The sequence below is a fragment of the Novosphingobium resinovorum genome (assembly GCF_027922145.1).
Classification (GTDB): Bacteria; Pseudomonadota; Alphaproteobacteria; order Sphingomonadales; family Sphingomonadaceae; genus Novosphingobium; species Novosphingobium resinovorum.
The window spans coordinates 219,560-240,248 of record NZ_BSFC01000019.1; the positions used below are offsets into that span (position 1 = coordinate 219,560).

The 20,689-nt window shown below is 67.3% G+C and carries 19 protein-coding genes; 8 read left to right on the forward strand and 11 right to left on the reverse strand.

Annotated elements, in window-relative coordinates:
• Positions 1-11 precede the first annotated feature (11 nt).
• The 6 genes from PKE80_RS10995 to PKE80_RS11020 are packed head-to-tail and all read right to left on the reverse strand — an operon-like array spanning position 12 to position 10,604.
• Positions 12-1,043 carry a family 8 glycosyl hydrolase gene (locus PKE80_RS10995; RefSeq protein ID WP_271182505.1) on the reverse strand — a complete coding sequence of 344 codons (1,032 nt, stop codon included), beginning with the start codon at positions 1,041-1,043 and terminating at the stop codon, positions 12-14.
• Positions 1,033-1,494: a cellulose biosynthesis protein BcsD gene (bcsD, locus tag PKE80_RS11000; protein ID WP_271182506.1), complete on the reverse strand. Its 462-nt coding sequence runs from the start codon at positions 1,492-1,494 to the stop codon at positions 1,033-1,035. Before bcsD ends, PKE80_RS10995 begins: the two co-directional genes overlap by 11 nt.
• On the reverse strand, positions 1,491-5,015 hold the full coding sequence (locus PKE80_RS11005) for a cellulose biosynthesis protein BcsC (protein ID WP_271182507.1): 3,525 nt from the start codon (positions 5,013-5,015) through the stop codon (positions 1,491-1,493). Before PKE80_RS11005 ends, bcsD begins: the two co-directional genes overlap by 4 nt.
• Positions 5,012-9,481 (reverse strand): UDP-forming cellulose synthase catalytic subunit, encoded by a 4,470-nt coding sequence (gene bcsA / locus PKE80_RS11010; RefSeq protein ID WP_271182508.1) that lies wholly within the window; start codon positions 9,479-9,481, stop codon positions 5,012-5,014. The genes PKE80_RS11005 and bcsA overlap by 4 nt, the downstream gene beginning before the upstream one ends.
• A complete protein-coding gene (locus tag PKE80_RS11015) occupies positions 9,478-10,248 on the reverse strand; it encodes a cellulose synthase operon protein YhjQ/BcsQ (RefSeq protein ID WP_271182509.1) in 771 nt (256 codons plus the stop codon). The genes bcsA and PKE80_RS11015 overlap by 4 nt, the downstream gene beginning before the upstream one ends.
• Complete coding sequence (locus PKE80_RS11020; protein WP_008831194.1) at positions 10,248-10,604, reverse strand: hypothetical protein; 357 nt, start codon at positions 10,602-10,604, stop codon at positions 10,248-10,250. Before PKE80_RS11020 ends, PKE80_RS11015 begins: the two co-directional genes overlap by 1 nt.
• Positions 10,605-10,940: 336 nt before the next feature.
• Here PKE80_RS11020 and PKE80_RS11025 point away from each other — a divergent pair, with 336 nt between their 5' ends.
• The gene (locus PKE80_RS11025) at positions 10,941-11,330 is read left to right on the forward strand and encodes a hypothetical protein (protein WP_271182510.1); all 390 of its coding nucleotides are present in this window, start codon (positions 10,941-10,943) and stop codon (positions 11,328-11,330) included.
• Here PKE80_RS11025 and PKE80_RS11030 read toward each other — a convergent pair whose 3' ends face one another.
• Positions 11,331-12,389 carry a S66 peptidase family protein gene (locus PKE80_RS11030; RefSeq protein ID WP_271182511.1) on the reverse strand — a complete coding sequence of 353 codons (1,059 nt, stop codon included), beginning with the start codon at positions 12,387-12,389 and terminating at the stop codon, positions 11,331-11,333.
• A 92-nt stretch (positions 12,390-12,481) separates the two neighbouring features.
• On the opposite strand from PKE80_RS11030, the gene PKE80_RS11035 reads away from it, so the two are divergent.
• Both PKE80_RS11035 and PKE80_RS11040 read left to right on the forward strand, forming a co-directional pair.
• Positions 12,482-13,357 carry an LOG family protein gene (locus PKE80_RS11035; RefSeq protein ID WP_271182512.1) on the forward strand — a complete coding sequence of 292 codons (876 nt, stop codon included), beginning with the start codon at positions 12,482-12,484 and terminating at the stop codon, positions 13,355-13,357.
• A gap of 108 nt (positions 13,358-13,465) precedes the next feature.
• On the forward strand, positions 13,466-13,630 hold the full coding sequence (locus tag PKE80_RS11040) for a hypothetical protein (RefSeq protein ID WP_155986253.1): 165 nt from the start codon (positions 13,466-13,468) through the stop codon (positions 13,628-13,630).
• 145 nt (positions 13,631-13,775) lie between these two features.
• On the opposite strand, the gene thiD is transcribed toward PKE80_RS11040, so the two are convergent.
• The 3 genes from thiD to glmM are packed head-to-tail and all read right to left on the reverse strand — an operon-like array spanning position 13,776 to position 16,137.
• On the reverse strand, positions 13,776-14,525 hold the full coding sequence (gene thiD, locus PKE80_RS11045) for a bifunctional hydroxymethylpyrimidine kinase/phosphomethylpyrimidine kinase (RefSeq protein WP_271182513.1): 750 nt from the start codon (positions 14,523-14,525) through the stop codon (positions 13,776-13,778).
• Between the two features lie 41 nt (positions 14,526-14,566).
• Positions 14,567-14,794 (reverse strand): DUF1272 domain-containing protein, encoded by a 228-nt coding sequence (locus tag PKE80_RS11050; protein WP_271182514.1) that lies wholly within the window; start codon positions 14,792-14,794, stop codon positions 14,567-14,569.
• Positions 14,794-16,137, reverse strand: coding sequence for a phosphoglucosamine mutase (glmM, locus tag PKE80_RS11055; protein ID WP_271182515.1), 1,344 nt, complete (start codon positions 16,135-16,137; stop codon positions 14,794-14,796). Before glmM ends, PKE80_RS11050 begins: the two co-directional genes overlap by 1 nt.
• Positions 16,138-16,324: 187 nt before the next feature.
• Here glmM and PKE80_RS11060 point away from each other — a divergent pair, with 187 nt between their 5' ends.
• Both PKE80_RS11060 and PKE80_RS11065 read left to right on the forward strand, forming a co-directional pair.
• Positions 16,325-17,605, forward strand: a complete 1,281-nt coding sequence (locus PKE80_RS11060) for a dicarboxylate/amino acid:cation symporter (RefSeq protein WP_271182516.1) — start codon at positions 16,325-16,327, stop codon at positions 17,603-17,605.
• Between the two features lie 165 nt (positions 17,606-17,770).
• Positions 17,771-18,268: a flavin reductase family protein gene (locus PKE80_RS11065; protein WP_271182517.1), complete on the forward strand. Its 498-nt coding sequence runs from the start codon at positions 17,771-17,773 to the stop codon at positions 18,266-18,268.
• A gap of 4 nt (positions 18,269-18,272) precedes the next feature.
• Here the strand turns inward: PKE80_RS11065 and PKE80_RS11070 are convergent, their stop codons facing one another.
• Positions 18,273-18,881 carry an HNH endonuclease gene (locus tag PKE80_RS11070; RefSeq protein WP_008832460.1) on the reverse strand — a complete coding sequence of 203 codons (609 nt, stop codon included), beginning with the start codon at positions 18,879-18,881 and terminating at the stop codon, positions 18,273-18,275.
• 156 nt (positions 18,882-19,037) lie between these two features.
• On the opposite strand from PKE80_RS11070, the gene gluQRS reads away from it, so the two are divergent.
• The 3 genes from gluQRS to PKE80_RS11085 are packed head-to-tail and all read left to right on the forward strand — an operon-like array spanning position 19,038 to position 20,683.
• Positions 19,038-19,880 (forward strand): tRNA glutamyl-Q(34) synthetase GluQRS, encoded by an 843-nt coding sequence (gene gluQRS, locus PKE80_RS11075; RefSeq protein ID WP_271182518.1) that lies wholly within the window; start codon positions 19,038-19,040, stop codon positions 19,878-19,880.
• Positions 19,877-20,110: an HIG1 domain-containing protein gene (locus PKE80_RS11080; protein ID WP_271182519.1), complete on the forward strand. Its 234-nt coding sequence runs from the start codon at positions 19,877-19,879 to the stop codon at positions 20,108-20,110. The genes gluQRS and PKE80_RS11080 overlap by 4 nt, the downstream gene beginning before the upstream one ends.
• A gap of 3 nt (positions 20,111-20,113) precedes the next feature.
• A complete protein-coding gene (locus tag PKE80_RS11085; RefSeq protein ID WP_271182520.1) occupies positions 20,114-20,683 on the forward strand; it encodes a cob(I)yrinic acid a,c-diamide adenosyltransferase in 570 nt (189 codons plus the stop codon).
• Positions 20,684-20,689 lie beyond the last annotated feature (6 nt).

Consider the following 20,689-nt stretch of genomic DNA (forward strand, 5'->3'; position numbering starts at 1 on the left):
GACCGTTCGGATTACAGCCGCGCCAGCATCTGCAGCGATGCGCTGAAGTAATCGCTGTCCAGCGCCACCGGTGGAGTGGATCCGATCAGCCGCGCCGCGATTGCCGCGCCGCCGCTGGAGAGCGCATAGTTCGCCTCCTCGCCGGTCACCACATCGACCCACGCCGGGATCGAGCGGTGCTGCGCGATCCGCGAGCGCCACCAGTCCGCCACCGGCTGCACCAGAGTGGAACGCCCCCCGACCGCAGCGTAAAGCGGAATACGGATCGCGTCGTAGCCGAAGCGCGGCGGCTTGCCGACCGCAGGGGCGACGGCATTGTAACCGCTCACCGCCACCCAGTCGCTCGGCAGGGAATGCATGCCGAAGCGCGCCAGCGTCGTGATCGCCTCGGAGTCGCGGACCACACCGCCCCAGGTCGCAGCGCCGTCCACCTTGGCGAACTGGTCGAGCGCGGGCCACACGAAGTAGGAGGGGTTGAGCATGACTTGCGCCCCTTCCGCGAACCCGACGACGCCGGGCAGCAGCAGTTCGCGCCCGAAACGCGAGATCACGCAGTGCTCGCGGATCGCCTTGCGGACCTCGCGCGCGCGGTCGCTCCACTCGGAGCGCTTCCACCGCTGACCGGCAAGCGCCAGAGCCCAGGCGATGACGAGATCACCATCCGTCGCATTGTTGGGATCGGAGACGGGCACCGCCGCCGTGGGATCGTACTTCCACGAATGGAGCGCCATGTCCTCGCGCCCCAGGGTGTCCTGCGTCCACTTGGCGATGCGTTCGAAAGCCTCGCGGTCCCCGGCGCGCAGGGCCAGGATCATGCCGTAGCTCTGGCCCTCGGAGTGGCTGATGCGGCCGTTTCCGGTGTCCACCACGCGGCCCTCGGGCGCGACGAAGCGGTCGCGCCACTGGGTCCATAGCGGGTCGTTGACCTGCTGGGCCCGGCCCTGGCTGGGCGCGGTATTGCAGGCGGCAGTGAAGGCCATCAGCGCCCCCAGCGAAAACGTGCGACGATCGACCTTCGGCCGGAAAATGGAGTCAGCGGCCATGACGAAGCTCGAGCGTCTCCCCCTTCCATTCCGCAGTGGTGCGCAGCGCCGGTCCGCTGCCGAGGACGCGGAACCAGCTGTCGTAGGCCCCTTCCAGAACGCCGAGCAGCATGCGTGCCCAGTGGCCCGCACGGTCGGGCGAGATCTCGGTCGGCAGGTCGCGGTGGCGCACGATGATGGCCTCGCGGCCGACCGCCAGTTCGATCTCGCCCCAGTCCAGCGCCTGCCAGAACGCGTTGATCCGCGCGCAGAGCACCGATGCGTCGTTCACGCCGTCAAGCGGTTCCAGCGCGGCCATGCGGCGGCCGATGGCGAGGAAGAAGCCGTGCGCCTGTTCCTCGGGGATACCCTCGGACACTTCCGAGGCGGTGGCGATCGCCAGCAGCGCGAGGCCGCCGACGGCATTGTCCGAAGGCCCGCTGCGGGGCTGGGGAAAGGCCTGCATCTTCATTTACCAGTGCTCCCGAAGCTCTGCCGCACCCCGAGGATGGAGCGGAACTCGTCATAACTGCCGAACGTGTTGTACCCCAGTTCGCCGCCGATGCGGGTATTGGGCGTGATCTTGTAATAGAGCGACCCTTGCGCCGAAAGCGCGAAGCCGGTCTTGCTCAGGCTGTCGAAGTAGGAACGCACGTCCGAATTCTCGGCCTTGAGCGCGTTGAGTTCGGCCTGCGCGGTATCGTCAGTCGGGTAGATCGCCGTCTGGTCTTCCTTGTAGCTCTGGAAGCCCGGGGTAAACGAGGCGGCCACATCCCAGCGCGCGTCCTGCATGGTGTAGTTCACCGGGAAGCCGACCGAGATGAAGTTCTGCGGGCTGAAGTAGCCGCCGTTGCCGAACGTGAAATAGTTCTGGCTCTTGTCGTAGGCCTGATAGTTCACGTTGAGGCCCACGGTGACGCGTGAATTGCGGCCCTTGTAGGCTTCCAGATAGCCGCCGACGTTGGCCTCGATACCATCGTTGTTCGCCACGTTCTCGCCGCGCAGGCGGTAGTAGCGTGCCTCGGCATAGACGCCCGAGCCGTTCTCGTCGTAGCTCAAACCTAGGCCGCCCGCCGTGCGCATCACCTGCCCCCAGCGCTCGCCGGTGACGGGATCACGAGTGCCCGCGTAGGAGACGATGGAGTCGGTGACCGGCTTCTGCTCGACAAAGGCGGTGGCGCGCACGTTCTGGCCCAGCTTGGGAGTGACGGCGGCGCGGCCCGCGAACTTGGTCTTGCCCATGCCGATGGGCGTGGTGCCGCCCTCCAGCTGGACCCAGTCGTTCTCATAGCCCGCCGACAGCGCGACGCCCGAACCGTTCTGGGTATCCGCGTTGACGAGTGCGGACGGCTCCGCCGCAACGATGCCCTGCGCCTCCGGCGTGGCGTTGCGACCGAAACGCGCGAGGCCCGAGCCGGTCGGGCGGCCCGCGTCGATCACCACGGCCTCGGCCTTGGCGAAGACGCGGCCACCGGCGGCGCCGGTCGAGAACTTGGCCGAGCCCTTGATCTCGTCGAGCTTGGAGAGGCCCGTCTCGCCCGAGCGGCCGCGATAGCCGGTCTGGACGTCGACGCGCGGGCCGGTGTCCTGCGCCAGCTGGTCGATCTGCGACTGGATCTGCGTCATCACCGGATCGCCGGCGTAGGCGACCGGGACTTGCGGGCCGTCATAGCCCGGTGCGCTGGCCGGGGCGGCCCATGCCGCTGCCGGAGCGGTGCTGCCGCTGGGCGAGGCGTAGCGATCCGGGGCGGAGTAGCTTGCCTGCGGCGCCGCGTAGGCCTGCGGCGCTTGTGCTCCGGCGAACCCGCCGAAGCCGCTCTGCCCCGTTCCAAGCCCGACCGGCGCGGCGCCGAAAGCGCTTGCCTGCTGGGGTGCCGCGTAGCCGAACCCGCTCTGCGGGGCCTGCTGCGGATAAGCGGCCGGAAGGCGCGTGCCACTGCCGAGCGCGAACGGGTTCACCTGCTGCGGTGCGGCCTGCATCTGGTTCCGGAACGGGTTCGCGCCGCCTGCGGTGCTTATGCCCGCGAAGGGATTGCCGCCCATCGCCACGCCGCCGCTCTGGCGCGCGTAGAGGGCACGCGCGTCCTTGAGCAGCGCCACGGCAGCACGATCATTGCCGCGTGCGCGCTCGACGTTGGCAAGGCCCATGCGCACCTGATAGTCCTGCCCGTAGAGCCGCAGCACCTGCTTCTGGGCCTGTTCCGACAAGTCGCGGTCACCCGCGCCCTGTGCGGTGTCGGCAAGGCCGAGCAGCGCGTCCTTGTCGTTGGGCTTGCGCGCCAGCACCAGCTGGTAGGTCTGCGCCGCCTTCGCGGGCATCCCGCCGGTCTGGTAGAGCCGGGCGAGGCCGGACATGATCTCGGTATTGTCCGGCGCGGCGGCATAGGCCTGCTGGAGAATGTCGAAGCTCTCGGCATAGCGACCGCCCATGCGGGCCTCGTCGGCCTGCCCGACCATCATGCCTGCACTGATGCGAGCGTACGCCTTCTGCCCCTCGGCACTGGAGCCCGCCAGCTGCGAGGCGCGCTGGAGCGCCTGCTGGGCAAGGTCGCTGCGGCCGGTGCGGGTGAGGACGCCGATCAGGCCCTCGTAATCGGCGATGTTGTCGATGCGTCCCGTCGCGGCATTGGCGGCGACTTCGGCCGCACCCTGCGTATCACCGAGGTCGAACAGCGCGTTGGCGACGGCGGCCTGCTTGCCCGCGGGGATCGAGGCCATCGCGCCGAGCTGGCGCAGCCCGCCCACCGCCTGCGCGCCCTGCCCGCTGGCCGCCATGGCCTTGGCGCGGGCGATGGCGGCGTCGGTCTTCACGCTCAGCGCAAGGTTGCGCATCGGCGCGGTGCGCTGCGTTTCGGGGATCATGGTGATGAGGCGGTCGGCCTCGCTCGCCCGGCCGAGGTCGTTGTTGAGCAGCGCGGCGGCATAGAGCGAGTCGGCATTGCCGCTGGTCGCCAGTGAACGGATCAGCGATTCCGCTTCGGGCACGCGGCCGCGCTCGATCTGGAACTGGGCGAATTCGTAGCGAATCCACGGATCGCTGGGGTCGATGACGAGGCCCTGCTGGAATTCGCGCACGGCGCCGAAGTCGTCACCGCGCTCGGCAGCGGCGAGCGCACGGCCACGCGCGGCGCGCAATTGCAGGCGCTTGTCGTCGGCAGCGGTGCCGCCCTGCGCGGCCTGACGGTAGAGGTCGGCAGCGTCGGCATAGCGGCCCTGACGCTCGTAGATGTCGGCCAGCAGTTCGAGCGCCGGGCCGGGTTCCTTGTAGCCCGAGCGCGCCAGCTGTTCGGCGCGGCTCTGCGCTTCGGCGAGGCGGTTCTGGGCGATGAGGCCCTTGGTCTCGTCCACCCCGGCGAAGAAGCGCGCAGCGGACAGGCCCTCAGCCCACTGGCTGGCCTTGCCGTTGGCGGAGGCCTGTTCGAGCAGGCTGGCCGCTTCGGCGAACTGCCCTTCACGCAGCCGCACGAGGCCGAGACCGCCGAGCGCATCGGGATCGCGGCGGTTGACGCCAAGCGCGCGCTGGAACTGCGAGGCCGCCGAGCCGAGGTTGCCGTCGTTCAGCGCATCGAAGCCCGAGACACGTGCACGACCGGCGCGGTCGGCGGCCGAGACGGGAGCGGGCGTCGGGGTCGGCGCAGGCGTCGGCTTGGGCGCAGCGGCGCGCGCAGGAGCCGGGGCGGCCTTGGGCGCGGGTGCAGGCTTCGCCGCAGCGGGTTTGGCCACAGGTTTCGGCGCGGGCTTGGGAGCGGCCGGCTTGGGCGCCTGTGCTGGAGCCTTGAGCGCCGGGTTGTTCGGATCAAGCGCGCGGGCGCGCTTCAGCGCCTGCTGGGCGAGATCCTCGCGCCCCTTCGAGCGCCAGTACTGGGCCTGCTTCACCAGCGCCTCGACGCCCGCGCTCTGCGCCTCGGCCACTGCGGGCAGCGCCCCAAGAGTCAAAGGCGCGGTCGAGAGCAGCAGGGCGACACCGAACTTGGAGGTACGCGAAATCGTCATGCGTGATCGTCCTGGCGCGCGAGGCGCTTCTGGGCCTGTCGGCGGAAGAAGATGTAGGCAGGTCCGGCAAGGGCCAGCGCCAGCAGCAGCGTGAACACACCCAGCATCATCGGGCGTTGGCTGACGTAGTAGGCAAGCTTCATCCAGATCGGCAGCGAGCCGACCCAGTAGCGGTTCGAGAGCGCAAAGCTGGTCATGCCGTCACCGCGCGTGACGGCAAGGTCACCCTGGATCGCGGCGTTGATCTTCACGTCGGCCATGCCGTCCACCAGTGCGGGCAGCGCGGCGCCATCGTCCGACAGCAGCGCGACGACGGTGCGGTCCGAGGCGTAGGGCGACTGGAAGCTGACGATGCCGGAGAACCCTTGCGCGTTGTAGACCACCGGGGCGGCGGCCATCGGGTCGTTCTCCTGCGAACCGCCGAACAGCGCCGTCACGTACTGCAGCGGGGAGCGTTCGGACACGCGCAGGCGGCCGTTCTCGTAGCGCACCGGCGCATCGGCGAACATGTCCGCCTCGGCCAGAGCGGTGCCGCCGATGACCAGCACGTCCTGGCTGGCCAGCGCGTCACCGTCGATCGAGGAGGTCACCGTCACCGCCGTCACCGGAACGCCCGTCGAATCGCCGAAGCGGCCCATCAAGGTAAGGAACGCCTGCACCGAGGCCATCGACGGGTTCGGCGCGACGACCACGGTGGTCTGCGCCAGGTCGGGGCTGGCGGTGAAGGGGAAGCCGGCGCCCGCGAACGTCGCGAGGTCAGGCATCATGATCGCGTGATAGGCGCTGGTGAGGTCGATGGTGCTCTTCGGGTCGACCGAGACGCGCACGTTGTCCGGCAGGGTGCCGGTGCACTTCTTCTTGTCGGCGATGAGCAGGTTGTAGTCGTAAGTCAGCTCGTTCTGGCCGAACAGGTTGTAGCGCGGCAGCGTGACGGTGGCGTTGGAATCCGCGCTCTTGGCGCCGGCCGGGCCGAACAGCTGGCTCCACCAGGCGGCGCCGAGCGGCAGCGTCTTGAGGTACTGGCCGTTGATCGAGACGTCGAGGCGCGAGGCACGCTTGTCCAGCCACTGCGCAACCGGATAGCGGTAGCCGAGGTTCAGCTTGCCGCCTTCGCGCGGCCAGAAGAACAGGTCGGGCGCGACGCGGAAGCGGGTGGTCAGCGGGCCGGGCGGGATGCCCATACCCTGCAGCGCGTAAGGCTCCATGATCGAGCCGAGTTCGACCGGCTTGTCGGTGGTCAGCCAGCGCACCGCGCCGTAACGCGGCCATGCCGGGATGCGCACGCCGTCGAAGCTCATGCGCTGGCCGCCGAACACGCCGCGACCGAGCGCGACGGCAGCGGCGGCGAGGCGCAGGTCCTCGTCGTTGCGGCCCATGATGACCAGCAGCGTGCCGTTGGGATCGTTGGGGTTGCGTAACGCGGCGGCGACGGGGCCACCTGCGGGCGCGATGTCGAGGCCGGGGATGCCCTGCGTGCCCTTGAGGAACACGATGGCATTGCCGCGCGGGATCGAGCCGACGACCGGCTGGAAGCTGAAGCCGCGATAGCTGGCGAGCGAGCCGAGCCAGCTGGCGGTCGCAGCGGCGGCCTGCAGTTCACCGGCGCGCGGCTGCGTGGCGAAGACGAAGGGCATGCGCAGCGGCACGTTCTGGCCCTTGTCGAAGAACGGCAGCGGCAGGCGCGACAGGTCCGGGCCGAAGGTCAGCGGCTGGTAGCTGAAATCGAACCACGAACGGGTGTTCGAGATGTTCGCCCACAGCGAGGAATGGAACGGGTCCTCGCAGTCGCGCGCATAGTGGCCGATCAGGCGCAGGTTGAGCTGGTTGTCACCCGGCAGCAGCAGCGCAGGGTTTACCGGGACCTCCAGCACCTGCCCGGCGGCATTGGCGCGGGTCAGCGGCACCGTCTGCGCGACTTCGCCGTTGACGATGACCACCAGCTGGCTGAGGTCGTCGAGCATCGAGGGCGACCAGGCCATCTGCAGGCGCAGCACGGCGCCGGTGGCGATGCGGTCCTGGCGCATGCCGAAGGGGATGCCCATTTCGCCCTGCGTCCCGCGCAGGCGGATCGGCTGGGAGACGCGCAGGTCCTTGAGGGTCAGGCGCTCGCTCATGCCGCCGGTGTTGGTGGCGGCAGCCGGAGTGGCGGCGGAAGCCGCCGTCTCGGGCGCCTTGGCCGTCGGCTGGGCGTGGACTTCGGAAGTGCCGAACAGCAGCCCGGCAGCCCCCAGGGCGACGGCACCGGCCAGCATCGCCGCCTTGGCGAGCGGCAGGCCCTTATTCTTGGGGTCGTTCTTCTCGGCTTCCTTCGCCGCCTTGGCCATCGCTGCGCGCTTGGCGCCGTTGGCGGCCTTCATCTGGCGGCGTTCGGCGAAATTCAGACGCAGCATGCGCTTCAACGTTACCATATCCACCCTGAGAATGTCGCCGAACGAACGGGCCGTGCCGACCATGGCCGGCGGTCCCCACGGCTGCCACGCATCGGCGCGGCCCATCACCGCGCGCACCAGATGGCGGCCGGCGAGAATGTCGAGCTTTTCGAAGCGCACGTAGGAATTGCGCTGGTTCGTACGCATCGTCGTGACCGGGATCGAGAGCACCTCGTCGCCCATGGCCATGGTGATGTGGCTGACGGTGCGATCCTTGGTCGGCAGCTCTTCCGGCAGACACAGCGCCGCGCCGCCCATCGAGATGTCGATGGTTTCGGCCGGAACCGTGTGACCCGAGGCGAGGTAGGCGGTGACCGGCAACTGCACCGGGATGCGGATGTCCACGCGCTCCTGCCGGGTCTCGCGCGCCACCGAGACGGCAGCGAGCAAGATCGCGAGGGAGAACAGCGCCCAGGCCACGTTCAGCACCAGCGTATCGGTCTGGATGTTGAACATGTACGGGAAGAACGCCCATTTCACGACAGCCATGGTGATCCCCAGGATCACGAAGCCGATGCAGATGAGGTGCGGCTTGACGATCGCCCAGTCGAAGTACGTCTGGTCGAGCAGCGAGCCCTTGTCGGTCACGTTGAACTTGCCCTTGCGCGGCTGGAACCAGGTCATGACCGTGGGCTTGACGAGATGGAAGGCCAGGATCGTCTCGTAGACTTCGCCCCAGTACGGACGGCGCCAGCCGCCCTGCGTCTTCTCGTTGGCAACCGACGAGCAGAACAGGTGCGGCAGCGCATAGGCGAAGATCAGCCCGGCGGACGCCTGGATGATGTTCTGGCCGAAGATCAGGTAGGCAAGCGGGCTGGTCAGGAACACGATGCGCGGTACCGGATACTGGAAGTGCATCATCGCGTTGAGGTAGCAGAGGCGCTGCTGCCAGGTGAGGCCGCGGCCGAGCAGCGGATTGTCGATGCGCAGGATCTGCGTCATGCCGCGCGCCCAGCGGATGCGCTGGCCGACGTGGAGGACGAGGCGCTCGGTGGCGAGACCGGCCGAGAGACGCGCCGAGATGTACGCGGTGTTCCAGCCGGTGCGCTGCAGCTTGAGCGCGGTGTGCGCGTCCTCGGTCACGGTCTCGCCCGCGAAACCGTTGGTCTCCATCAGCGCCTCGCGGCGGATGATCGCGCACGAACCGCAGAAGAAGGTGGCGTTCCACAAGTCGTTGCCGCCCTGCACCGGGCCGTAGAAGAGGTCGCCCTCGCCCGGCATGTCGCCCATCGTCTGCGCGAGGTTGCGCTGGACCGGATCGGGCGAATACATGTGGTGCGGGGTCTGGATCAGCGCCAGGCGCGGGTCCTGCTGGAACCAGCCCACGGTCAGCTGCAGGAAGGCGCGAGTGGGGACGTGGTCGCAGTCGAAGATCGCGATCAGTTCGCCGTCGGTCTTCTTCATCGCCGCGTTCAGGTTGCCCGCCTTGGCGTGCAGGTTGTTGTCGCGGGTGATGTAGCCGCAGCCCGCTTCCTTGGCGAAGGCGCGGAATTCGGGACGCTTGCCGTCGTCGAGGATGAAGACGCGGTAGCGGTCGACCGGATAGTCGAGGTCCATTGCCGCGAAGACCGTATTGCGCACGATCTCCAGGCTCTCGTTATAGGTCGGGATGTAGATGTCGACGGTCGGCCAGGTGTCGGGCTCGCCCTCGGGTTCGATAACCGGGCGGTCGAGCGGCCAGGTAGTCTGCAGGAAGCCCAGCAGCAGGATGACCCAGGCATACAGCTCGGCGAGGTAGAGCACGCCGCCAAACAGGAATTCGAGCGGGGTGTTGAACGCGATCGTCTGCGTCGTGCGCCAGAACAGGTAGCGGGTCGAGACCAGCACCGCCAGGATGCCGAGCGCGACCGCGCCCATGCGGCCCTTGATCCGGCGCATCACCAGAGCGCCCGCCATCGTGACACCGGCGCAGACCCACTGGGCAGTGCCGTCCAGCGGCACGCCGATAACGACTGCGGCGATCCCGATGATCACGGCGACGGAGGCATAGCGGGCGAGCCGGTTGTCCAGCACGCGGGCGGCCAGTTTCTCGATCATGCGGCGCGGCTCGGAGATGACGAGGAATGGGACGAAGCGGCGGGATTGGAACCACGCGCCACCCACGGGCGCCCGGGAGTCTCGAGCGCCGGAACCAGCGCAGTGCCGATCATCTTCACGTCGGCCAGCGCCGCGCTGGAGGGCGCATACTTGCCGAGCGGCTGGAGCATCGCGATCGCCTCGGGCACCGATTCGTCGAGGCGGACGCGGCCGAGCAGGCGCGCGCCCACCAGTTCGCGGATGAACGCCGAAGAGTGGCGCGAAAGGCGGCGCGTCTCGTCCAGAGCGTTGATCACGAAGCTGGTCGAAGCGATGTTCTCGGGGCTCGCCTCGTCCAGCACCTGCGGCATCAGCGCGAGGGTATCGGGCGCGGCGTTGATCACGCAAACGTTGGCGCTGGCGTGCGGCACGACGCGGCGCGCGAAAGCGAACTCGCTGGCGGGCACGTCGATGACCATCACCTTGTCCTGCCCGGTTTCGAGGAAGCCGAGGTCGCGCAGGGCGGGGACAAAGTCGTTGTCCTCGGGCGCGGTGGTCAGGCTGCGCAGGTCGATACCTGCGGCGAGCACGGCATCCTCTGCCGGCGCGAACAGCGAGGGCAACGACATCGCGGGCTGGAGGCCGAAGTGCAGCGGCATGGTGTCACGCTGGGTGGTCGTCAGCACGGTGACGTCGGCGCCCGCCTCGGACAGCGCCATCGCGATATGCGCGGCGATGAAGGTGGTTCCAGCACCGCCCTTGAGGCCGTGGGTTACGATGACGGGCATCAGATCTTCCCCTGCGAGCCGAGATCGGACAAGTGGCGGAGCATGGCGCGTACGTCCTGCTGCTGCGCACCCCCGCGCCGATCGGCGGGGATGCTCGCGGCGGGGCCGTTGCCATAGCGGCTGAACAGGGAACTCAGACTTTCGCCGGAATAAGTCTCGACCACTTCGGCGGGAGCGGGTTCGGGCTTTGCCGCCACCGTCGCCTCGGACTGATCGATCGCCTGCAGGCGCGGATCGCGCAGCAGTGCTTCGAGGATCGGCCACAGTTCCAGTTCGCTGAAACGATCTTCGAATTCCTTGTAGGCGAAGTCGTTCTTGCCAAGCCGGTCGAGCAGATTTCTGGCATCGATGCGCATAAGAACCCCTGTATGAACACGTAAATTCTGCACAAAGAATGGTTAAGAAACCGTATGTCGCAGCTAACGGATCATCGATTCCCCCGGCTCTAAGGCGGGGAAAGGTGCCATTCCGGCAACAGTGTTGCGCAAAACAGGCGAGAGAGGGGTTCAGGTGGTGCAATCCTTTGCAGATTAACCATGTCTTATAACCGCTGAATTGCCCGCGCCAACACATGATTCGGGGAAAATACGCATTGCTCTGGAGGGCACTGCCGCAAGGATTTCAGGGTTATAGCAGCAGCGTCACGGCCGGACGATTGCTCCGGTTAACTATCCCGGAAGGACCACTCGACGATGCCGGAGCCAAGTCCCGCGACCGAAGCCCCGGCGCCCGCGATCATGGGCGTCGATGCCCTGCCCGTTCCCGATTCGCCTGATGGCGACCGGCGCTTCGCCCGCGAACGGGTCGAAATGCTTGCCCGTTTCCGCCGCGACCTTGCCAGCCATACCATCGTCCTCAAGGACCTGACCCCGCTCGGCGCGCGAATCGAGAGCGTCGGGCCACTGGAGATGGACGAGGTGATCACCCTCACCCTGCCCGAATGCCGGCCGATGATCGCCTTCGTCGCCTGGGCCAACGGCAATGGCGCAGGGCTGGAATTCGTCCACCCACTGCCGGACGATCTTTTCGCTGAACTAGTCTCGCAATACGGTCTCACCAGCGAAGACCCCGCGCGGGCCTGATCAGCTGACCGCCGGCTCCAGCAGCCGCAGGGTTCCCGCATCGGCGTCGATCTCGGCCATGGCGCCTTCGGGCACGCTGATCTGGCCGCCGACGTGACCGATCATCAGCCCCTGGAACGCGGGCACGCCGAGCGACGCGAATCGCTGGTCGAGCACCTCATATACGGTGAAGTTGGAGAACCCGCCGTCAGGGTTCTCGCAATGGGTGCATTGTCCGAAGACCACGCCCGCCAGCCGCTCCAGCAGCCCGGCCAGCGCGAGTTGGGTGAGCATCCGGTCGATGCGATATTCTGCCTCGTTGGTCTCTTCCAGAAACAGGATCGCGCCGTCGAAGTCGGGCAGGTAGGGCGTCCCCACCAGAGCGCTGAGTACCGCGAGATTGCCGCCGATCAGCCTCCCCCGCGCCTTGCCGCCCCGGAAGGTCCTCACTGCCGGTCCCCGTCCGCCGAGGTTCGGCCCGGCGTAGCTTGGCACCGCATAAGTCGGCATCGCCCCCTCGAAAGCCAACTGGCGGAACGACTCCCACGACGCGGGCGACCACGAAGTCGCGGCGGTGGGGCCATGGATCGAGACCACTCCGGCCCGCGCCAGAGCGAGGCACAGCGCGGTATTGTCGCTGAAACCGGTGAACAGCTTGGGGCTCTTGCGGATCGCCGCGAAGTCCAGCAGCGGCAGCAGCCGCGCCGAGCCCCAACCGCCCCGCACCGCCATGATCGCGCGCACACCCTCGTCCGCGAACATCACCTTGAGATCGCCCGCGCGCGCCGCGTCGGAGCCCGCCAGATAGCCCTCGCGCGCGGTCAGGTGCGGGGCGAAGCGCGGCTCCAGCCCCATGGCCCGGACAGTCGCGCCGATCTCGTCGAGGCCGAAGCGGTCGGCCACGAACCCTGCCGGAGCGACCAGCCCGAGCACGTCGCCGTTGCGCAGGCACGGCGGGCGCACCATATCCCTGGCCTGAGCAGGGGGAGCCGCCAGCGCCCGTAATGCAGGAAGAGCGAGAGCCCCGCCTCCGATTCCCATGAGGGCTGCGCGCCGCGTGAAGGCCGATCCGTTCATCATGCCCGCAGCCTAGTTCCTGTACGAATGCGTGCAACAGTGCGCACACATATCCGTTCTCGACGCGCGCCCCGCGTCATGCCTAAGATGAGCCAATGACTGAAAAAGAAGACAAAGACCTCACCGAACGCCGTTTCTACAAGGCCGAGCAGGAAGCCGGTTTCGCTGAGCAGCAGGCCGACACCATCCAGACCGGCCACCCCGCATATCGGCTGGCCTTCCGCGACACCGACTTCCTTTTGCGCGACGAACTGCGCCCGGTGCGCTTCCAGCTCGAACTGCTCAAGCCCGAGATGCTGCTTGAGGAAGCCAACATCGGCTCGACGCTGGTGATGTACGGCTCCGCCCGCATCCCCTCGCCTGACAAGGCCGATGCGGTGCGCGCCGCTGCCGTCACCGACGAGCAGAAGAAGGTCGCCGACCGCCTTGCCGACAAGGCCAAGTATTACGAGGAAGCCCGCAAGCTCGCCCGCCTCGCCAGCCAGTGCGCCATCGTCGAGAAGGGCATGCGCCAGTTCGTGGTCTGCTCGGGCGGCGGTCCGTCGATCATGGAAGCGGCCAACCGCGGCGCCGCGGAAGTCGGCGCGGAATCGCTGGGCCTCAACATCGTCCTGCCGCACGAGCAGGCGCCCAACCGCTACGTGACGCCGCGCCTCTCGTTCCAGTTCCACTACTTCGCGCTGCGCAAGATGCACTTCCTGCTGCGCGCCCGCGCGGTGGCCGTGTTCCCCGGCGGTTTCGGCACTTTCGACGAATTCTTCGAACTGCTGACGCTGATCCAGACCGGCAAGATGAAGCCGATCCCGATCCTGCTCTACGGCCGCGAGTTCTGGGAACGGGTCGTCAACTTCGAGGCGCTGGCCGAGGAGGGCGTCATCAACGCCAAGGATCTCTCGCTGTTCCGCTGGTGCGAGACCGCCGAGGAAGGCTGGGGCCACGTCCAGCAGTTCTACGATCTCGACTGCGGATGATGGTCGTTCGAAAAATCCGAACACAATAAGCGAACTTATCCGAGTGCCTTGAACGGGCGATTCGGTGCATCTGCGTGTTCACACCGAGCCCCCCGCAGGACACCCGCCATGAGCCAGATCATCGAACCCCTGAACGACCGCGCCCGTGCTTTCGCGGACTATGCCCAGCCCGTGATCGTGGCGCTCAGCACCGCCGGTCTTACCGGCGGTGCGATGGCGGCGGTTGGCCTGCTGGCGGATACCGCGCTGCGCCGTCGTTCGCGGCTGAATTGAAGAAGAAGAGCCCACCCCCGCCCCCTCCGCGCAAGCGGGAGGGGAGAAGGAGATGCCATCGCCCTCCCGCTTGCGGGAGGGCCGGAAGGCTTGAGAGCGCAGCGAACTAGCCGGACGGGGTGGGCCTTGCCCCCCCAAGCCAAGATCACCGAACCGCGTGGTGCCCCATCGGCCCATGCCCTTCGCCGAAGCCCGGCGCCGCCAGCAGCGCCGCGCGCACGAAGTCCCGTGCATCCTCGATCGCCTCGACCAGCGGAGCGCCCTGCCCCAGGAACGTCGCGATGGCGCTCGACAGGGTGCAGCCGGTGCCGTGGGTATGGCGGGTATCGACACGCGATGCCGTCCAGACCACCGGCTTTTGGCCCGGCAGGACCAGCCGATCCTCCACCACCTCGCCCGGCGCGTCGCCGCCCTTGGCAATATAGGCGATGCCCTTGGCCGCCAGAGCCGCGTCCCCGCCCAGCGCGGCGAGTTCGTCGAAGTTGGGCGTGGTGAGGCAGGCTAGGCCCATGAGCCGCTCGAACGCCGCGATCGTCGCCGCATCCGCCAGCACCGAACCGGCGGTCGAGACCATGACCGGATCGAAGATCACCGGCACGCCCAGCCCGTCCAGCCGATCGGCGACGACACCGGCGATCTCGGCGCTGCCAAGCATGCCGATCTTCACCGCATCGACGCCGATATCACTGACGCAGGCATCGATCTGCGCGGCGACCATCTGCGCCGACAGAGTCGTAACATCGGTGACGCCCTTGGTGTTCTGCGCGGTGATCGCGGTGATCGCGGTCATGGCATAACCGCCGAGCAGGGTGATCGTCTTGATGTCGGCCTGGATGCCGGCACCGCCGGAACTGTCCGACCCGGCGATGGAAAGAATGCGAGGAGCCTGGTTCATGACCGCGCTCCTTACCCGCTCAACGCACCCCGAGTCGAGTATCAGCCCTGATAGTGCCGCACTTTCGACGGCGGGGCGGAATCGTGGTGTCGCTTCGCCCGCGTCGGACGGTCCACGAGTTCCCCGCCGCAGTTGGGGCACATGTCGTCCAGCGCATCGGCACATTCGGCGCAATAGGTGCACTCGAACGAGCAGATGAACGCGCCGGGCGCCTCGGCCGGGAGGTCGGTGCCGCAGCGTTCGCAGTCGGGGCGCATTTCCAGGGGCATCAGGCGGCAGCCTTCTCTACGGCGTGGCAGATCGAAGCGACTGCGGCCTCCACTTCGCCCGCATCATCGCCCTCGGCCATGACGCGGATCACCGGCTCGGTGCCGGACGGACGGATCACGAGGCGGCCGCGCCCATCGAGCGAGGCCTCGGCATCGGCGATCGCCGCCTTGACGCTGGCGGCCTCCAGAGGCTTGCCGCCTCCGAAGCGCACGTTGCGCAACAGTTGGGGCACAGGGTCGAAGAGGTGCAGCAGTTCGCTCGCCCGCTTGCCCGACTGGACGAGCGCGGAAAGGACCTGCAGCGCCGCGACGGTGCCATCGCCGGTAGTGGCATGGTCGAGCAGGATCATGTGGCCGGATTGTTCACCGCCCACGTTGAAACCACCCGAGCGCATACGCTCCAGCACATGGCGATCGCCGACGGCGGTACGCTCCAGCGAAAGGCCCTGACCGCTCAGGTAACGCTCGAGGCCGAGGTTGGACATGACCGTCGCCACCACGCCGCCGCCGCGCAGTTCCCCGCGCGCGGCCAGCTGACTGCCGATCAGCGCCATTATCTGGTCGCCGTCGACCGTCTGGCCCTTCTCGTCCACGACGATCAACCGATCCGCATCCCCGTCCAGCGCAATGCCGATGTCGGCGCCGGAAGACACCACGGTTTCCTGCAGCAGCTCCACATGCGTGGAGCCGCAGCGCTCGTTGATGTTCTTGCCGTTGGGCGTGACGCCAACCGCGACGATCTCGGCGCCCAGTTCCCAGAAGGCGGATGGAGCGACCTGATAGGCCGCGCCATTGGCGCAATCGACCGCGATCTTGAGCCCGTCGAGCCGAACAGTGCTCGGCAGCGAGGCCTTCACCGCGTGGATATAACGCCCACGCGCGTCCTCCACGCGGCGGGCACGGCCGATCTCGGGCGAGGCGGCAAGGGCAAGGTCCTCGCCCACCAGCATCGCCTCGATCGCCAGCTCGTCCTCGTCGGAGAGCTTGAAGCCGTCGGGACCGAACAGCTTGATACCGTTGTCCTCGTAGGGATTATGGCTGGCCGAGATCATCACGCCCACGTCCGCGCGCAGTTCACGAGTCAGCAGGGCGACGGCAGGGGTCGGCATCGGGCCGAGCAGCACGACGTCCATGCCGACGCTGGTGAAGCCCGCGACCATCGCGTTCTCCAGCATGTAGCCCGACAGACGGGTATCCTTGCCGATCACCACCCGGTGGCGGTGCGTGCCGCGCAGGAAGCGCGCGCCGGCGGCCTGCCCGACCTTCATGGCCATGGCAGCGGTCATCGCCCCCTGATTAGTGCGGCCGCGGATGCCGTCGGTGCCGAAGAACTGCTTACCCATTACCTGTCCTCTTGCGCGCAAGATTCGAATCTCTCGCCTGCGCTGTGCAACCGGAGGCGTTACCGCCCTCTGAACGCTGCCTTACAGCCAGTTTAGAATTCCGTCGAATGGCGATTCTTGCCCTCACTGCGGAGTTGAGCAACGCCAAATTGCCAACCGCATCGCCCCCGCCTATTTGTCGAGCCGCATGACGTCCCCCGATCCCGCTCCCTCCGGCGCCTCGCGCATCCCCGAAATCCGCGTGCCCGGCGCGCTGACCCTGATCGGCCTCGTGGCCGGACTGGTCATCGGGCTGTTGATCGCAGGAAAGCCGATTGCGGATACCGCGCTGAAAGTGACAGGTCCGATCGGCTCACTGTGGCTGCAGGGCCTGCAGATGACGATCCTGCCGCTGGTCGCCGGGCTGTTGTTCTCCGGCATCGTCGAGACCGTCGCCGCCGCCCGCGCAGGCGCCATGGCGCGCCGCACGCTGGGTATCATCGTCGGCTTCCTGGCGTTCAGCGCGATCCTGGGCGCGGTGGCGATGCCGCTGCTGCTCGAACTGTTTCCGGTGCCCGCCGGGGTCAGCTTCCCGCACGGCGCAGATCCGGGCAAAGTGCCGGGAATCTCGGAATTCCTCGCATCCCTGCTGCCCGACAACGTGATCTCGGCGGCAGCGGCAAGCGCCATGCTGCCGGTAATCGTCTTCGTCGGCCTCTTCGCACTGGCCTCCACGCGCCTCGCCGACGAGCCCCGACGCGCGCTTGCCGTGCTGTTCGAGGCGCTGGCGGGTGCGATGATGGTCGTGATCGGGTGGGTGCTGATGCTTGCCCCGATCGGCGTCTTCGCGCTTGGCCTGACACTGGGCGTACGCAGCGGCGGCGCGGCCTTGGGCGCACTGGCGCACTACATCCTGCTTGTCGTCGCGGTGGGAACGGTCGTGATGATCGCGGGCTACGTGATCGCGGTGATCGGCGGCAAGCGCAGCCTGCCCGCCTTCGCGGCCGCGATGCTGCCTGCACAGGTCGTCGCCATTTCCACCCAGTCCTCGATCGCGACCGTGCCAGCCATGCTGGCGTCGAGCCGTAAGCTGGGTGTCTCGTCGACGACTGCGGAGTTCGTGCTGCCGCTCGCCGTCACGCTTTTTCGCGCCACCGGCCCGGCGATGAATATGGCCGTGGCGGTCTATGCGGCAAAGCTAGCAGGACTGGAACTCACGACCGGAGCACTCGCTGCCGGCGCCTTCGTGGCCTTCGCGACCACCTTCGGCGCCGTCTCGCTGCCTGGCACGATCAGCTTCGTGTCATCGATCGGACCGATCGCGGCAGCCATGGGCGTGCCGCTCTGGCCGCTGGGCGTCCTGGTCGCAGTGGAAGTCCTGCCCGACCTGATGCGGACGATCGGCAATGTCACCATGGACGTGGCGGTCGCCGCGGCCGTCGATGCCGGGATCGACGAGCAGCCTGCAACAGCTGAAACCATCCACTGAACGGTTCATCGCAGTAAAAAGAAACCGAAATGGATGTAATTCGCTGAGCAAGGGCCACTCCAGCGACAGGAGCCCCCGATCTTGGCCACATCGCCCTTGCTTGCAGCAGAGCGCTTCGAAAGCATCCCCGCCTCTCGTGCCCGCCAGTTCCTCGAACCCGGGCCGGTGGTCCTGCTGACCACCCGCCACGCGGGGAACGACAATGTCATGACGGTGGGTTGGCACCAGGTCCTCGAACGCACGCCGTCGATGATCAGCTGCATCGTTTCACGCGGATGCCGAAGCTTCGACATGCTTTGCGCCTCAGGCCAGTGCGTTCTCAACGTTCCCACCGGCGACATGCTCGATGCCGTAGTGCGCGTCGGCAATTCCTCCGGCGAGGAAATCGACAAATTCGCCGCATTCGGCCTCGAAAAGGCTGAAGCGCAGGACGTCAATGCCCCGGTACTGCCGCAATGCCACGCGCAGCTGGAATGTCGGTTGCGGGACGACCGCGCGATAGAGCGCTACAACCTGTTCATTCTGGAAGTAACGCACATCAGCGCGCGTCCTGCGCCAAAACAGCCGGAATACCTGCACTACGTCGGCGACGGAGTGTTCATGCTTTCAGGCAAACGCGTATCGCGGCGGCGGCTGTTCCGACCGGAAATGCTCGGCTTCTGAAGCCTTATTCTTCCAGTTCGATATCCCAGTAGAGCCAGTCGCGCCAGGTTTCGTGCAGATAGTTGGGAGGGAACCCGCGCCCGCGCTCCTGCAACTGCCAGCTGGTCGGGCGGATCGGTGGCACCAGCGGCGGCATGTTCGCCTGCTTGGGCGTGCGCCCACCCTTCTTGAGATTGCAGGGGGCACAAGCGGTCAGGATGTTCTCCCAGCTCGTCCGCCCGCCCAGACGACGCGGAACGACATGGTCGAAAGTGAGATTATGCGGGCTGCCGCAGTACTGACAGGAGAACCGGTCACGCAGGAACAGGTTGAAGCGGGTGAAAGCGGGAAATTCGCTCGGTTTCACATACTGGCGCAGCGCGATGACCGAGGGAATCTGCATCGTCCAGTTGGGCGAATGCACCGCGCGTTCGTAGCTGGAGACGATATCGACCCGCTCCAGCACCACCGCCTTGATCGCGGTCTGCCAGGGCCAGAGGCTGAGCGGATAGTAGGAAAGCGGCGTGTAATCCGCATTCAGCACGAGAGCAGGACAGTCGGAAAGACTTCGGGAGGGATCACCCTCCGCGCTGCGGAACCGGGCCGCGCGCTCGATCAGCTCCGACTTGAGCATGGCCTCCTGTCGCAGGCCGGGATTGCGGTTTGATGGCAGTCCATGCGTTAGTTCCAGCACTTGACGGAGTCCGCGTCAAGATGGCGGATTCGCGAGGGCCTTCCGCAATCCACAGGGATGTTTGCGGATGGCACGGCGAACGCTAGGACAAAGCCGATGCGCACCCGCTTCGCCCCCAGCCCCAACGGCCCGCTGCACCTCGGCCATGCCTATGCCGCGATCGTCGCGCACGACACGGCAAAGGCGCGCGGCGGCGAATTCATCCTGCGCATCGAGGACATCGATGGCGAACGCAGTCGCCCGGAGTTCGTGGAGGAATTCTTCCGCGATCTCGCATGGCTGGGCCTCGAATGGGACGGCGAGGCGGTGTTCCAGTCCCACCGGCTGGCCAGTCATGCCTCCGCCGGAGAGCAGTTGAAGGCGATGGACCTGCTCTACCGCTGCACCTGCACCCGCGCCGAAATCGCCGCCGCCGCCACGCAGGTCGGACCAGACGGCCCGGTGTATCCGGGAACCTGCCGACGCCGGGAAGTCGATCCCGAGAATGCCGCATGGCGCCTCGACGTAACCAAGGCGATGACACTCACCGGCCCGCTCGAATGGCGGGACGAAGGCGCCGGATCGCAGGCCGCCACCCCGCAGATTTTCGGCGATGTCGTACTGCTGCGCAAGGACCTTCCCGCCAGCTACCATCTCGCCGCCACGCTGGATGATGCGACGGATGGCGTAACCCTCGTTACCCGCGGCATGGACCTGTTCCCGGCCAGCCACGTCCACCGGCTGCTGCAGGCCCTGCTTGGCCTTCCCGTGCCGACCTGGCTCCACCATCCGCTGCTGATCGAGCCCGATGGCCGCAAGCTCGCCAAACGGCGCGGCTCCCCCTCGCTCGGCGACCGCCGCCGCGCCGGAGAGGACGGCCGCGCCATCGCCATGGCACTGCGCGAAGGGCGCTTCCCCGCTGGCCTTTCGCTGTCACAGGGCGTACATCAGGCGCCATGAGCTACATTCTCGTCCCCGTCATCATCGTGCTGGTGATCATGGTCGTCGTCAGCCTCGTGCGCGGCATCGTGGCCTTCATGAACAGCACCCGCGATGATCTGAACAGCGACCCTAACGGCACCGGACCGACGGCTAACCAGTTGCTGCAGAACAAGATGATGTTCAACCGCATCAAGTATCAGGCCGCCGCCGTGGTGGTCTGTGCGCTGCTCTTGGCGATGGCGCGCTGATCCATGGTCCGGCTCAACAAGATCTACACCCGCACCGGCGACGACGGCACCACCGGCCTCGTCGATGGCTCGCGCCTGCCCAAGCACGCCGCGCGCATGGAGGCGATCGGTGCCGTGGATGAGACGAACTGCGCGATAGGGGTGGCCATAGCGGCACTCAGCGGCACTCAACATGCCCACACGCTCACGCACATCCAGAACGACATGTTCGATCTGGGCGCCGACCTCGCCACACCGGGGGAGGACTTCACCCCCGGCGAGATGACCCTGCGCATCGTCCCCGCACAAGTCGTCTGGCTCGAAAATGCCATCGACGCGATCAACGAAAACCTTTCCCCCTTGCGCAGCTTCATCCTGCCCGGCGGGAGCGAGGCCGCCGCGCGCGTGCACGTCGCCCGCGCCTCCGCCCGCGCCGCCGAACGCCGCGCCACCGCGCTCGCCGCGACCGATGCCGTCAACCCCGCCGCGCTCGGCTATCTCAACCGGCTGAGCGACTACCTCTTCGTCCTCGCCCGTGCGGTCAATCGCGACGGCGCCGATGACGTGCTTTGGGTGCCGGGACAAAACCGCTAGGTTCCC

Bases quoted from the DNA above. Each gene is read 5' to 3' on its own strand.
- PKE80_RS11030 (WP_271182511.1), bottom strand. From the start codon at position 12,389: ATGATGAACGGATCGGCCTTCACGCGGCGCGCAGCCCTCATGGGAATC.
- PKE80_RS11035 (WP_271182512.1), top strand. From the start codon at position 12,482: ATGACTGAAAAAGAAGACAAAGACCTCACCGAACGCCGTTTCTACAAG.
- thiD (WP_271182513.1), bottom strand. From the start codon at position 14,525: ATGAACCAGGCTCCTCGCATTCTTTCCATCGCCGGGTCGGACAGTTCC.
- PKE80_RS11050 (WP_271182514.1), bottom strand. From the start codon at position 14,794: ATGCCCCTGGAAATGCGCCCCGACTGCGAACGCTGCGGCACCGACCTC.
- glmM (WP_271182515.1), bottom strand. From the start codon at position 16,137: ATGGGTAAGCAGTTCTTCGGCACCGACGGCATCCGCGGCCGCACTAAT.
- PKE80_RS11015 (WP_271182509.1), bottom strand. From the start codon at position 10,248: ATGCCCGTCATCGTAACCCACGGCCTCAAGGGCGGTGCTGGAACCACC.
- PKE80_RS11040 (WP_155986253.1), top strand. From the start codon at position 13,466: ATGAGCCAGATCATCGAACCCCTGAACGACCGCGCCCGTGCTTTCGCG.
- PKE80_RS11020 (WP_008831194.1), bottom strand. From the start codon at position 10,604: ATGCGCATCGATGCCAGAAATCTGCTCGACCGGCTTGGCAAGAACGAC.
- PKE80_RS11070 (WP_008832460.1), bottom strand. From the start codon at position 18,881: ATGCTCAAGTCGGAGCTGATCGAGCGCGCGGCCCGGTTCCGCAGCGCG.
- PKE80_RS11080 (WP_271182519.1), top strand. From the start codon at position 19,877: ATGAGCTACATTCTCGTCCCCGTCATCATCGTGCTGGTGATCATGGTC.
- PKE80_RS10995 (WP_271182505.1), bottom strand. From the start codon at position 1,043: ATGGCCGCTGACTCCATTTTCCGGCCGAAGGTCGATCGTCGCACGTTT.
- gluQRS (WP_271182518.1), top strand. From the start codon at position 19,038: ATGCGCACCCGCTTCGCCCCCAGCCCCAACGGCCCGCTGCACCTCGGC.
- PKE80_RS11005 (WP_271182507.1), bottom strand. From the start codon at position 5,015: ATGACGATTTCGCGTACCTCCAAGTTCGGTGTCGCCCTGCTGCTCTCG.
- bcsA (WP_271182508.1), bottom strand. From the start codon at position 9,481: ATGATCGAGAAACTGGCCGCCCGCGTGCTGGACAACCGGCTCGCCCGC.
- PKE80_RS11085 (WP_271182520.1), top strand. From the start codon at position 20,114: ATGGTCCGGCTCAACAAGATCTACACCCGCACCGGCGACGACGGCACC.
- PKE80_RS11060 (WP_271182516.1), top strand. From the start codon at position 16,325: ATGACGTCCCCCGATCCCGCTCCCTCCGGCGCCTCGCGCATCCCCGAA.
- bcsD (WP_271182506.1), bottom strand. From the start codon at position 1,494: ATGAAGATGCAGGCCTTTCCCCAGCCCCGCAGCGGGCCTTCGGACAAT.
- PKE80_RS11025 (WP_271182510.1), top strand. From the start codon at position 10,941: ATGCCGGAGCCAAGTCCCGCGACCGAAGCCCCGGCGCCCGCGATCATG.